Here is a 13,166-nt window from a genome sequence, read left to right as displayed (position 1 = left end):
TGTTTTTAACTTATTACTTGTAGCTACGCTGCGTCAGTTTCACGTTCTCGAACTTGAGCTCTTCTTTGTGCAGTTTTGGTTCGCCGTTTACGCCAGTAAACTCCCATGCTGCCACGTAGGCAAAGTTCTCATCGTCACGTAGGGCCTCGTTCTCAGGGGTCTGGTACTCCTCGCGGAAGTGACCGCCACAAGACTCCTCTCGGTGCAGCGCGTCTGTTACCATCAACTCACCTAATTCCAGGAAGTCAGCTACACGGTGTGCCTTCTCCAGTGTCTGGTTCAGTTCTTCGTTCACGCCAGTTACCTTCACGTCTTTCCAGAACTCTTCGCGCAGCTTGCGAATCGCCTGTTTCGCAAAGGCCAAGCCTTCTGCATTACGGGCCATACCGCAGTAGTCCCACATGATTTGTCCCAGCTCTTTGTGGAAGTCGTCTACGGTGCGCTTTCCTTTAATGGAAAGCAGCCTGTCGGTCATGTCCTTCACGCTCTGCTCTGCCTCCACAAAGGCAGGGTGGTCTGTTGGTACCTTGTCGTAAGGCATTTTAGCCAGGTAATCCCCAATGGTGTAAGGCAACACAAAGTAGCCGTCAGCCAGACCCTGCATCAGGGCAGAAGCACCCAGGCGGTTAGCACCGTGGTCGGAGAAGTTACACTCTCCGGCAGCGTACAAGCCAGGTACTGTTGTCATCAGGTTGTAATCAACCCAAAGGCCGCCCATGGTATAGTGCACGGCAGGGTAGATGCGCATTGGCCGCTCGTACGGGTTCTCATCGGTGATCTTCTGGTACATCTCGAAGAGGTTGCCATACTTGGCGGCAATGGCCGGCTGCCCGTCACGCTTGATGGCATCCGCAAAATCCAGGTAAACGGCCAGACCAGAAGATCCTACACCGCGTCCTTCGTCGCAAACAAGCTTCGCATTACGGGAAGCCACGTCGCGCGGTACCAGGTTACCAAAGGCCGGGTACTTACGCTCCAGGTAATAGTCGCGGTCCCCTTCCGGAATATCGTTAACTGTTATCTCTCCTTTTCTCAGGCGTTGTGCAATTTCCACCGTCTTAGGTACCCACACACGTCCGTCGTTTCGCAGGGACTCAGACATCAGGGTAAGCTTAGACTGATAGCCTCCGGATACCGGGATACAGGTTGGGTGAATCTGCGTGAAGCATGGGTTAGCGAACAAAGCCCCTTTCTTGTGTGCTCTCCAGCCTGCGGTGGCGTTAGAGCCCATGGCGTTGGTAGACAGGAAGAAGACATTTCCGTACCCCCCTGTTGCCAATACTACGGCGTGGGCACTGTGCGACTCTACCTTACCGGTGATGAGGTTACGCACCACGATACCGCGTGCCTTGCCGTCGACAACTACCAGGTCCAGCATTTCAGTACGAGGGTACATCTTCACTTTGCCATAAGCAATCTGGCGGTTCAGGGCAGAGTAGGCACCTAGCAACAGCTGCTGCCCTGTTTGGCCACGGGCATAGAAGGTACGGGACACCTGGGCACCACCGAAGGAACGGTTGGCCAGCAGCCCGCCGTAATCACGTGCGAAAGGTACCCCTTGTGCCACGCACTGGTCGATGATGTTCACCGACACCTGCGCCAGGCGGTAAACGTTCGCTTCGCGGGAACGGTAGTCGCCTCCTTTGATAGTGTCATAGAAAAGACGGAAAACAGAGTCGCCGTCGTTCTGGTAGTTCTTGGCTGCGTTAATACCACCCTGTGCCGCAATAGAGTGCGCGCGGCGAGGGGAGTCCTGAAAGCAGAAAGCCTTCACGTTATAGCCAAGTTCTCCAAATGTTGCTGCAGCGGAGGCACCGGCAAGACCTGTACCAACTACAATAATATCGTATTTACGCTTGTTAGCCGGGTTAACCAGCTTTACGTTGAATTTATGATTATCCCAAACCTCAGCTAAAGAATAGCCTTCCGGGATCTTAGAATCTAATATCATAGTAATATCAAAGACAGTTACAATTAAAAGAAGAAGAACACATACAGCGGAATGGCGGCAAAGCCTAAGCAAACAAGGATAGAGAAAGCGTAGCCAAACTTCTGAATGAACGGTGTGTATTTCTTATGGTCTAGACCCAGGGTCTGGAAGGCGCTCTGGAAACCATGAATCAGATGGTAGGCCAGTGCAATCATCGAAAGCACATAAATCAGCACGTACCACCACTGGCTGAAAGCATAAATTACCTCAGCATACAGGTTGTCGTACACTTCATTGTCGATGGAAACAGTGTCCAAACCACCGAAGCGAGCCGGTACAAAAAAGTTATACAGGTGAATGATAAGGAACACCAGAATCACAGTGCCCAAAAGCCCCATGTTACGGGACGACCAGGTGCTGTTTTCCTGCGGGCGCTGCTCAGCATAGTCAATGGGGCGGGCAGATTTATTGCGGCGGGTAAGCACGATGGCGTCGTAAATATGGAACACAAAGCCGAGGACCAGAATTAGTTCCATAAAGCGAATCACCTTGTTTGTCCCCATAAATGCGGAGTAAACGTTAAAAGCATCTCCTCCGTCACTGGCCAGTAATTGTAGGTTGCCAATCAGGTGAACCACCAGGAATGAGCACAGAAAAAGGCCGGTAATCGACATCACGATTTTACGGCCAATTGTACTGGAAAACGTTTTAGTAAACCAACTCATCTGTATTTGTTAAAGGTTAAATAAGTGTGCGTTTTAAATTCTCAAAGGTACTTCCGGTACGTATATAAAACAATTTAAATGCAATATTTTGAATCAATCTAAATTGATGTGCGTAGGACAAAAAACTACTACCTTTAAACCCACATTTCTTCCTTTTGTTGATAATAAAATTAAATTTTTGTAGTTATACATTGTAGCAATTTTTACCGCCAAATTATACTTATATGCCGCATATCTTACGCATGAGGTATTTGTTGCGTGTTAGTCTCTTGTGGGTGCTGATTTTAATGTGGGGAAGTTTCAACGAGGCGCAGGCCACGCACATTAGGGCAGGAGATATCACCGCAAAGAGAGATACCACGCCTAACCCTAACCCTCGTCGCTTTTTCTTTACCATGGTCATGTACACGGACCAGGCTTCTTCCGCTGATGACCCTGTCGTTTATATTAACACCGGTACAGGGGATGTGATTGAAGTACCCCGTCTTTCGGTGACGGACATCGGAAACGACACAGACAAGGAAGTATTCAAATGGGAATACACATACCCTTCTGACGGAACCTATACTGTTTCCTGGAATGGTATAAACCGGAACCCCGGTATCCTGAACATGGCAGCGCCATCCGATCAGCGCTCCTTCTTCATTTCCACGACGATCAACATCAATGCCCTCCGTGGCTTCAACAGCACACCGGTGCTTACCGTGGCGCCGATAGACCTTGCTGCCGTGGGCCGTAAGTACGTGCACAACCCCGGCGCCTACGACCCGGATGGGGACAGCCTCGCTTTTAAGCTGTCGGTGCCGAAGTACATCGGCCCGAATGGCGTGATTGCCCCGGTTCCGGGCTATTCGCTCCCGGACCGCACATTCAACTGTACCACCTCCGACGCGCAGGGCAATGCTTTCCTGACGCTGGACCTGCAGGACGGGCAGTTGGTGTGGGACGCGCCTTGCCGCAAAGGGGAATACAATGTCGCCTTTATAGTAGAGGAATGGCGGGTGTCACCCAACGGTGGGGCCGTCAAACTCGGCGAAGTGGTGCGCGACATGCAGATACTGGTGAAGGAAACACCCAACAAACCGCCCGTTCTGGAGCCGAAGGATACCTGTATCGTGGCTGGCACTGTGCTTGAGGGCGTAGTGCGGGCAACAGACCCGGATGGCGATTTGATTGACCTGACAGTGGCGGGATCCGGCATTGTGCCCCCGGCCACCTTCGAGGTGACGCGCCGTGTAGCCGGCGAGACGACCGGTTTGCTGACCTGGAATACCTCTTGTGAGGATGTGCGGGAGCGACCTTATCAGGTCGTGTTCAGGGCCGAGGACGTCCGGCCGCCGGGAGAAACGCGCCTGGCTGACCTGCAGCCCTGGAACATCAAGGTAGTAGGGCCGCCTCCGCAAAACCTGGCTGCTGAGGGCGCCAGTCGCAACGTGACCCTGACCTGGGATCCTTACATCTGCCAAAATGCGAGCAAGATCCGTATCTACCGACGGGAAGGACCTTCGGGTTTTGAGCCGGACGTGTGCCAGACAGGCATCCCTGCCAGCACCGGCTATGTGCTGGTAGGCGAGGTGGATGCCGGCGAGGCGACCTTTTTCGACGACAACAACGGGGCCGGCCTGAAGGCTGGCATGGAGTACTGCTACATGATCTACGCCACCTTCCCGTCGCCTGGACGTGGGGAGAGTCTTGCCTCCAACGAGGCCTGCGTGGAAATCGACCGCGACGTTCCTTACCTGACCAATGTAACGGTAGACGAAACGGATGCCACCAACGGGCAGATCACCGTGCGCTGGACACAGCCAGAGGCAGAGCGCCTGACGCCGCCTTTCGAGTACCGTTTACTGCGCAAGCAGGGAATGGAACCTGGAGAGGGGTACGATGTAGTTTACACGAGCCGTAACCTGCGTGACACAACTTTTGTAGACGAGGGGCTGAATACCCTGGAGGAGGCCTACCGCTATCGTCTGGAGTTCTACCAGGCGCCGCGGGCAGGAGCAGGCCCGACCGAGTTGCGCGACAGCACCGAAGCTTCGAGCGTGCGGTTGGATGTAGAAGCGGCTGCAAACGATGAGAAGGCGATCAACCTGAGCTGGACGTACGACGTGCCGTGGGATAACAGTGTCTTTAAGCACCGCATTTACCGTTTGGTGGATGGGGAGTATACCCTGATCGACAGCGTGCAGGTAAGCGGGAGCACAGGATCCTACACCGATACGGGTGCCTTTGGAGACGCGGGGCTGCAGCGGGGACAGGAGTACTGCTACTATGTGGAGACAGTGGGTACTTACGATATAGAAGGGCTGCCTGAGCCGCTGTTTAACAGAAGCCAGGTGATGTGCAGCACCTTGCCTAAGGTGGTGTGCGCGCCGGAGCTGAGCATCGACCAGTTGGATTGCGAAGCTTTTGCCAATAGTCCTAGAAGGCCTCCGTACAGCAATGTGCTGACGTGGGTGCCACAGATAACGGGCGACTGCACCGATCAGATCGACTTCTACACCGTCTACTTCAAGGACACGGCCGACGGCGAGTTCACCAAGCTGGCGACGACGACAGAGACAACGTTTACGCACGGCGATCTCCGGTCCTATGCCGGCTGCTACGTGGTGACGGCCACCGATACGGCGGGCAGGGAGAGCCCGGTTAGCAATGAGGTGTGCAAGGATAACTGTATCTCCTTCATGTTGCCGAACATCATCACACCGAACGGTGACGGGCTCAACGACGTGTTCCGCCCTGACCAGAAGACAGCCTTCGTGAAGAGCATGAACTTCAAGGTGTTCAACAGATGGGGTAACCTGGTGTACGAGAAGCGGGCCCTGGACGGGGGCGGCGACGACGTCTACATCAACTGGCCTGGCGTGGACAAGGACGGAAACCGGCTGCCAGACGGAACCTACTATTATGAGGCAGAGGTAGAGTTCTACTCCATAGACCCCGCTAAAGTAAGGTCCACCTATAAAGGATGGGTCGAAGTACTTCGCTAGAAATGATTCTACAAGATTTGGAAAAGCCGCAGGACGCAGCCATTGTTTTTTATGATGGCACCTGCGGCTTTTGCCAATTCAGCATACAGCTGGTTTTAAAGCATAACCGAAAACAAAACCTGTACTTTGCCTCTCTGCAGTCAGGCTTACTAGAGCAGCTTGTGCCACAGGTCCGGCGCCCTGAGCCTGTGCCTGATTCTGTTTTATTTTATGAGCAGGAGAGGCTTTATACAGAGTCGGATGCAGTCCTACGCATTGCCCGCCATCTTAACTTTCCCTTTTCCATACTTTCGCATTTCCGCTTTATTCCTTTATCTTTCCGCAATTTTGTGTACCGCTTTATAGCCAAACACCGCTATAAAATCACTGGTCGCACGGAGAGTTGCACCTTGCCAAGCCCTGAAGAAAGGGCAAGGTTTGTAGCTTAAAAGACAAAAGCCGGGAAGAGTTACCGCTAAAGTTTCTTCTGGTCTTACAGTCTGGCGCAGCGGGAAGGCGTGCCCCGGGTTTACGGGCTTGTCCTTTTGCTGAGCTTTTGTCTCCTCCGCTGATTGCGAAGAAATTAATTAACCAATCATAAGTAATGAAAAAGGCATATGTTTTCCCAGGCCAAGGAGCTCAGTTTGTAGGGATGGGTAAAGACCTGTACGAGCAGCACGAAGAAGTGAGGCAGCTGTTTGACAAAGCAAACGAGATTCTTGGTTTCAACATCACGGAAATCATGTTTAACGGCCCTGAAGAAGAGCAGCGTCGCACAAGGGTAACGCAACCTGCTATTTTCCTGCACTCAGTAGCTCAGGCTGCCGTGGCAAAAGACTTCCAGCCCGACATGGTGGCCGGGCACTCTTTAGGTGAGTTCTCTGCGTTAGTTGCCAGTCAGGTGCTAAGCTTTGAAGATGGCTTGCGCCTGGTATACAAGCGGGCGATGGCCATGCAGGCTGCCTGCGAGGCGAACTCCTCTACCATGGCGGCTGTGCTTGGCCTGGAAGATGCGAAAGTAGAGGAAGTGTGCGCTTCCATTGAAGGTGAGGTAGTAGTGCCTGCCAACTATAACTGTCCGGGGCAGCTAGTGATTTCCGGTACAAACAGAGGAATAGAGGTAGCCTGTGAGCAGCTGAAGGAGGCTGGGGCCAAGCGCGCGCTGCCTTTATCGGTTGGCGGAGCATTTCATTCGCCGTTGATGAAACCAGCCGAGGTAGAACTGGCCAAGGCCATCAAAGAAACAACCTTTAGCCAGGGGATTTGCCCTATCTACCAGAACGTAGATGCAAAGGCGCACACCGACCCGGAGGAAATCAAGCAAAACCTGATTCACCAACTTACCGCCCCCGTCCTCTGGACACAGTCTGTACAGCAGATGATCGCCGATGGAGCCACAAGCTTTGTAGAGTGTGGGCCGGGCAAGGTCCTGCAAGGGCTTGTGAAAAAGATCGACCGAACTGCCGAGGTAAGTTCTGCGGAATAGCCTGTTAAAGGTGCTTTAACCAAGCTAGCCGGTTCTTCATCTTTGGAGAAAGGCATTAAGGTTTGGTGTGGGCAGTTAAAAGAAAAACAAAGCGATGTGGGTATTTCCGCATCGCTTTGTTTTTTTGCTTGATACGGTTATGGCTACAATTTCTTACATTTCTGTATGGAATCGTACTTGTAAACTTAGCTTAAACAACTAAACCTATGGAAAATAGAATGTCCCCTGTGGTGTGGACCGCTGCCTTCCTGCTGCTGAACCTGTATGTAAACGGAGTGCCCCGGTTTTTACAGCAGGATGAGGCCCTGTTGTGGATGTGCTATTGGCTGGGCTTCTTCTTACTCGCCTCCCTTGTAGCAAAGTTTGTCCTACGGCTAAAAGGGCTTCAGGAGTTAGGCCTCTGGCTGCACAGAGGCTGGTGGCGGAACGCCGCCGCTGGTTTCATCATTGGGTTTTCTGTTTATGCGGCCAAGTACCTTGCCTTATATGGGTTGGAGAAGTTTGAGGTAAGAGGTGTAATGGATACTTCTTATATCCTGAACATGCTTTCTTTGGCCCTGCTGGCGATGTTCTTTTCCTCAATTCTGAATGATGTTATGATCAGGGGATATTGGCTGGCATATTTTCAGAAAAAGAACCTGATGCAAGGTTTTCTATTAACGGCTACCCTGCTCTACACGCTGGATGACTTCTGGAACGAGGGCTTGAACTTAATGAACCTGGCTTTCTCTGTTGTGTTTGGGGTAACTTTTGCCTATGCGGTACTCCGAACCGGATCCATTTGGCTGGGCTTTGGCCTGCATTGGGGTGGCAATATGATGTACAGAGCCATGTATGGCTTTGATGGGCAAGGAATCCTGCAGCTAGAAGAAACTGCGGAGGGCATGACCTATGATTACATAAGTCTCCTGGTGACGGCGCTGATGTTCCCGGTGGTGTATCTGGCGATCAGGTCTGGCCTTGTTACACGGCGGCAGGAGCTGAAAATGGAGGCCCCTTTGCGAGAGGAACCGGCTTAGTTCTCCGTAAAAACCCGGACCTTCAGTTCGTCGGGGCATTCGTTCAGTAAAGCAGACAGGTGCTTGCCAAGTACTGGGTGAATTAGCATGGGGGCGATTTCAACTAAGGGCACCAAGGTAAAACGGCGCAGGTGTAGTTGTGGGTGCGGAATGGTTAGCCTTTGCGTTTGCAGGATCATGTCGTCGTAAAACAAGATATCGATGTCGATCACGCGTGCCCCCCAGTGTTCGTGTCGCTGCCGACCGAGTTCCTGCTCTATGGCGTTAATGGTGCGCAATACCTGTTCTGGTGGCAGTGCTGTCTCCACTTCCAATACCTGATTCAGGAAAGCAGGCTGGTCTGTTTTGCCCCAGGCAGCTGTTTCATAAAGCCCGGAGTTCTGTCGGATGCTCCCTACTCTGGAAGCGATGCTTTCGCGCGCTTGACTTAAAAAGCTTGTGCGGTCCCCCAAGTTGCCCCCGAGGAGCAGGTATAGCTTAGCCATGTTTTTGAAAGAAGGCGATGGAGAGGTCGGCGGCGGTGCGGGCAGGGGAGGGCAGTTCCTCCAGCTCGTAGGGGTGCTTTCCGCCAAAGGAGTGGTCTGCCTCCGGCAGTAAAGCGATTTCGGCGTCCGGCTTCCAGCTTTTCAGGTCGTGGGCCATTTGCACCGGAAGGGTCTCGTCCTGCTCTCCATGCAGGATAAGCAGGGGTTGCTTTAATTTCCGGACCGCCTTCGGTACTTCCAGCCGGTCCCGGTTTGCGTAAAAATCCTCCACGATCTGGTAGTAAAGCGGCATCTTCTGCCCTGTGCGCCCGTTTAATACCCACTGCACCCCATCCTGTTTCCACTGCTGCATCTGCAGCTCATCCCAGCGTTGGTCAAAATCGCTTACAGCGGCCCAGGTAGCAAGAGCCGTGACGCGCTCATCCTCTGCTGCTTTTAAAATAACAGAGCCTCCCCCGCGGCTATGGCCGATTAGGTAAATGCGTTTATGGTCGAGCTCTTTTTGTGGCAGTGGCCCCTGTGCATCATGTACTAGGTCAAGCAGGGCGTGTAAATCATCCAATTCCAGGCTAAAGTTGTTCTGGCCGAAGGCTTCCAGGTCGTGCACGTCCGAGTAGTCTTCCAGCGTGGTGCCATTGTAGGAGAAGTTGAACTTGACAAAAAGGAACCCCCTTTCGGCAAAGTACCTGGCCAGCAGATTAAAGTGTCCCCAGTCCTTAAAGCCTTTGAACCCGTGGGTGAAAATCACGATCGGCTTTGGTTGTCCATCTGCAACGAAGGTCGCATCGGCGGTAAAAGGGCGGCCATGCGCGGGGTATACTACAAAGTCTACTTTTGTGCTCTCTGCCATGGGGGCTATGTTTTAGGGTTGTTAACTGCTGCGTGCCTTAACCTGATCTTCTGTTTCATGCTGGGTGCCAGGGTCCTGAAAATGTGCCTGTGGTAAGGCTACCCGCTGTCTTCTTTGTAAGGAACCCGGCTGTGCGGCAATTTAACAATTAATAGGGCTTGGAAGCCTTATTTTATCAATATACCTGTTTTAAGTTAATTATACTGGCTTTTGCTAACACGCGTTTGGAAACCTCTCAGGGAGGTAGTAATATTGCGCTCTTGACACATGAGCATCAGCCTAAAGGATATACAAGCGCCCATAGCGCAGGAAATGGAGCTGTTCGAAAAGAAGTTCAGGGCCTCGATGAAAACGAAGGTGCTGCTTCTGGATCGGATTATGAGCTACATCGTAAAGCGCAAAGGCAAGCAGATGCGCCCGATGTTTGTGTTCTTTACGGCTAAGCTGTTCCACGAGCATATTGATGAGCCTACCTACCGTGGCGCAGCCCTGATCGAGCTGTTGCACACGGCTACCCTCGTGCATGACGACGTGGTGGATGACGCCAACTACCGTCGTGGTTTCTTTTCGGTAAACGCCCTCTGGAAAAACAAGATTGCCGTGCTGGTAGGAGACTATCTCCTGTCGAAAGGCCTCCTGCTTTCGCTTCAGAACGACGATTACGCCTTGCTTAAAATCGTGTCGAACGCTGTGAAGGAAATGAGCGAGGGGGAATTGCTGCAGATTGAGAAGGCCCGCCGTCTGGACATTACTGAGGATGTTTACTTTGACATCATCCGCCAAAAGACCGCTTCGCTGATTGCCTCCTGCTGTGCTGTAGGCGCTGCCTCGGCCGGTGCCACTCCTGAAGAAGTAGAAAAGGCCCGCCTGTTCGGAGAGAAGGTCGGTATCGCTTTCCAGATCAAAGATGACCTGTTTGACTATGGCACGGCCGAAATCGGCAAGCCGGTGGGTATCGATATCAAGGAAAAGAAGATGACCCTGCCCCTGATCCATGCCCTGCGGGAGGCAGACTGGCTAACGAAGCGCCGCGTGATTTATAATGTGAAGAACAACAACGGCGACAACAAGCGTGTGCAGCAGGTCATAGACTTTGTAAAGCAGTCCGGCGGCATTTCCTACACGATCAAGGTGATGAACCAGTACCACGCCGAGGCGCTGGAGATACTGCGTACGTTTCCTATTTCCCCGTCCCGCACCTCTCTGGAGCAACTCATTTCCTACACCATCGAGCGCGAGAAGTAGCAGTTGTTTGGATTTACTGCATTTCTTTATCTGAATCAGGATTTGCAGGATTTTCTCAGATGAGCAGGATTTCGAAATTTCGCAGCGCGTGCAGCTCCTGCGAGCTTAACTGCTTCATCACAACAAGTTTGTATAAACCGCAATTATCTGATTCAGGATTTATGAATTAAGGATTTTTAAATCCTACCGATCCATTCGCCCGAGAAATTTCTATGCTACTTAGGGGCAAGTTTAGTAGATACTTTACCCTGTTCATCTTAGGAAATCCTGTAAATCCGGATTTAGAGGATTTTATAAGCATCAGCCATAATTCTGTAATAGAAGGCTCCGGGCAATAGCTAGCTTTGCATATGCAAAATACACTATGAAATGAGCTTGAACACGAATACCTGGAACCGGCTGCGGTACACGCTGTACCTTCCGGTTTATGACCTGATTGCCGATCGCGTTTTCCGTAAATACCGGAAGCGCTCCATCCAGTTGCTATCAGCTAATCCCACAGAGGCAATTCTGCTATTAGGCGCTGGCACAGGCTTAGATTTACCTTACCTGAAGGGTTACACGAACCTTACTGCCATTGATATCACCCCTGGTATGATTACGAAGCTGAAGCAGCGCGCCGAAGAACTGGGCATACCTGTACAGGCAACGGTTATGAATGGAGAGGCGCTTCGTTTTGCCAACGCAAGTTTTGATGCTGTCGTTCTGCACCTGATTCTGGCTGTTATCCCAGATCCCGTAGCCTGTATCAAAGAAGTAGAGCGGGTGCTGAAGCCGGGCGGTGCGGTAGTAGTCTTTGATAAGTTCTTGCCGGACGGCACCAAGCCCTCTCCGATACGCCATCTGCTGAACCAGTTCGCCAGTACACTTTTTTCTGACATTAACCGATCGATCGGTAAAATCATTAGCTATACTGCGCTGCAGCCTGAGCTAAATGAACCAGCCGCTTTTGGCGGAACTTTCAGAATTGTGAGACTGCGGAAACCCTGACCCTTAGCTTTCTTTTTCTGATGTTCTGAAGGGGTTCTGTGGCAACCCCAACTGCCTTTCTGTTTCTTTATCCGGCCGTAACAACATAACGGGAAGAGAATAGGCTTCGTGCTTCAGTAGGTCTTAAGTTGTACACTACTCTTGTAGGCACCTCGCTAAGTGCTTAAAAAAGACAGAGGCTGTTACTGTAAAAATAACAGCCTCTGTCTTTCTGTCTATTGAGAAACAAAATAGGCATGCTACTTCTCTGCCAGCAGCTCGTCCATGGTTTTGTTAAAATCGGCTACCCACTCCTCATAGTACTTGCCGGTGCCGGGACCGGAGAAGCCAGTGTGTATTTTGCGCACTTTGCCGGACCTGTCGATGAAAATGGTCGTGGGGAAGGACATCACGTGGTTCAGAGCTGGGAGCGCTTTGGCGGCTGCCTCCTTGTCGGACACACCGGCCACTAACAAATCATACCCGATATCGAAGCGCTCTTCCATTTTCTCCAGGCGTGCCGCGGCTTTCTCAAACTCAGGGCTGCGCTCGAATCCCAGGCCGATGATTTCCAGGCCGCGGTCCTTGTTCTGTTCGTAGTAGGGGGCCAGAAACTTGGTCTCATCCATGCAGTTCGGGCACCAGGAGCCGAGCAGCTGCACCAGTACGACCTTGCCTTTGTACTTGGGATCAGACAGCGATACAGGTTCCCCTTGCAGGTTTGGAAAGGTGAAAGACAAAGTCTCGTAGCCTGGCCTCAGGTACGTGAGGGTATCGGCGCTGGCCAGCTGCGCGTTTTCGTTACGTTTTGCTGTCCAGGTCTCGTGGCCAGTCATGCCCGAGTAGAACTGCCCTTGTAGCGTGCTATCGCCGCTAGGGGTGGCGGTAAAGAGGTAGGCATGGTTGCCGTCGAAGGTCGATAACTTTAGCTGGTCTCCCTCCACCTGGCCCTCCAGGTAGCGGTAGTCGCCCGTCTCTGTCAGGAAGGTGCCCGTCACGTAATTATCCTTTTGCTCGAACACCCCGATAGCATCATAGGTGTTTCCATTCTCTTCGTCGAATACCACTTCCCACTTGCCGTCAAAGTTATAGGAAGCTGCAGCAGGGCTTTCTGCAAAGCGGTTGTTCTTGCCGTGCACGGCTGTAAAAGGAATCGCATAGGGGGGCGTGGCATCGTTCTTCACAAAAAGGCCTTTCAGTTGGTTGCCCTCCACTTTAGCGATCAGGTCCGCATCAAAAATGTGCAGGCCGATCTTCACGGAATCGCCTTGCTGCTGGATATCATCGAGCAGGATACGCTCCTCGCCATTAACGAGGTAGAAAACGGTAGCCCCTTCTACCTCCTTCGCTTCCATGATAAAAGGAATTTCCTGGCCTTGTGTATGAAGCACAACGCGCCAGGGGCCGGTTTTAAGAGCTGTGTCAGAAGAGGACATAGAGGTACAAGCGGTTATAAACTGGGTAGTGAAGAATGCCAATAACAAAATC

At 52.0% G+C, this 13,166-nt stretch carries 11 protein-coding genes; 6 read left to right on the top strand and 5 right to left on the bottom strand.

What is annotated here, in order from left to right:
* Window positions 1–13 precede the first annotated feature (13 nt).
* Window positions 14–1,951, bottom strand: coding sequence for a fumarate reductase/succinate dehydrogenase flavoprotein subunit (locus CHB92_RS09575; RefSeq protein WP_089318975.1), 1,938 nt, complete (start codon window positions 1,949–1,951; stop codon window positions 14–16).
* A 23-nt stretch (window positions 1,952–1,974) separates the two neighbouring features.
* Window positions 1,975–2,655: a succinate dehydrogenase cytochrome b subunit gene (locus CHB92_RS09570; protein ID WP_089318974.1), complete on the bottom strand. Its 681-nt coding sequence runs from the start codon at window positions 2,653–2,655 to the stop codon at window positions 1,975–1,977.
* A 242-nt stretch (window positions 2,656–2,897) separates the two neighbouring features.
* On the opposite strand from CHB92_RS09570, the gene CHB92_RS09565 reads away from it, so the two are divergent.
* The 4 genes from CHB92_RS09565 (at window position 2,898) to CHB92_RS09550 (ending at window position 8,129) form a co-directional block, all read left to right on the top strand.
* Window positions 2,898–5,645 carry a T9SS type B sorting domain-containing protein gene (locus CHB92_RS09565; protein ID WP_245842422.1) on the top strand — a complete coding sequence of 916 codons (2,748 nt, stop codon included), beginning with the start codon at window positions 2,898–2,900 and terminating at the stop codon, window positions 5,643–5,645.
* Between the two features lie 2 nt (window positions 5,646–5,647).
* Window positions 5,648–6,073 (top strand): thiol-disulfide oxidoreductase DCC family protein, encoded by a 426-nt coding sequence (locus CHB92_RS09560; protein WP_089318973.1) that lies wholly within the window; start codon window positions 5,648–5,650, stop codon window positions 6,071–6,073.
* 155 nt (window positions 6,074–6,228) lie between these two features.
* Window positions 6,229–7,110, top strand: coding sequence for an ACP S-malonyltransferase (fabD, locus tag CHB92_RS09555; RefSeq protein WP_089318972.1), 882 nt, complete (start codon window positions 6,229–6,231; stop codon window positions 7,108–7,110).
* A gap of 206 nt (window positions 7,111–7,316) precedes the next feature.
* The gene (locus CHB92_RS09550; RefSeq protein ID WP_089318971.1) at window positions 7,317–8,129 is read left to right on the top strand and encodes a CPBP family glutamic-type intramembrane protease; all 813 of its coding nucleotides are present in this window, start codon (window positions 7,317–7,319) and stop codon (window positions 8,127–8,129) included.
* Here the strand turns inward: CHB92_RS09550 and folK are convergent.
* Both folK and CHB92_RS09540 read right to left on the bottom strand, forming a co-directional pair.
* Window positions 8,126–8,614, bottom strand: coding sequence for a 2-amino-4-hydroxy-6-hydroxymethyldihydropteridine diphosphokinase (gene folK / locus CHB92_RS09545; RefSeq protein WP_089318970.1), 489 nt, complete (start codon window positions 8,612–8,614; stop codon window positions 8,126–8,128). The two genes, CHB92_RS09550 and folK, sit on opposite strands and share 4 nt — an antisense overlap.
* The gene (locus CHB92_RS09540) at window positions 8,607–9,464 is read right to left on the bottom strand and encodes an alpha/beta hydrolase family protein (protein WP_089318969.1); all 858 of its coding nucleotides are present in this window, start codon (window positions 9,462–9,464) and stop codon (window positions 8,607–8,609) included. The genes folK and CHB92_RS09540 overlap by 8 nt, the downstream gene beginning before the upstream one ends.
* Window positions 9,465–9,731: 267 nt before the next feature.
* Between CHB92_RS09540 and CHB92_RS09535 the strand changes: the two genes are divergently transcribed.
* Both CHB92_RS09535 and CHB92_RS09530 read left to right on the top strand, forming a co-directional pair.
* Window positions 9,732–10,709, top strand: a complete 978-nt coding sequence (locus CHB92_RS09535) for a polyprenyl synthetase family protein (protein ID WP_089318968.1) — start codon at window positions 9,732–9,734, stop codon at window positions 10,707–10,709.
* A 369-nt stretch (window positions 10,710–11,078) separates the two neighbouring features.
* Window positions 11,079–11,699: a class I SAM-dependent methyltransferase gene (locus tag CHB92_RS09530; RefSeq protein WP_089318967.1), complete on the top strand. Its 621-nt coding sequence runs from the start codon at window positions 11,079–11,081 to the stop codon at window positions 11,697–11,699.
* Between the two features lie 239 nt (window positions 11,700–11,938).
* Here the strand turns inward: CHB92_RS09530 and CHB92_RS09525 are convergent, their stop codons facing one another.
* Entirely contained in the window at window positions 11,939–13,114 is a 1,176-nt protein-coding gene (locus CHB92_RS09525; RefSeq protein ID WP_089318966.1) for a peroxiredoxin family protein, read from the bottom strand.
* Window positions 13,115–13,166: the final 52 nt, after the last annotated feature.

Source organism: Pontibacter ummariensis (assembly GCF_900188175.1).
GTDB classification, from domain to species: domain Bacteria; phylum Bacteroidota; class Bacteroidia; order Cytophagales; family Hymenobacteraceae; genus Pontibacter; species Pontibacter ummariensis.
Note: the sequence above shows the minus strand (reverse complement) of the source record. Positions and strands in the feature narration are given on the sequence as shown.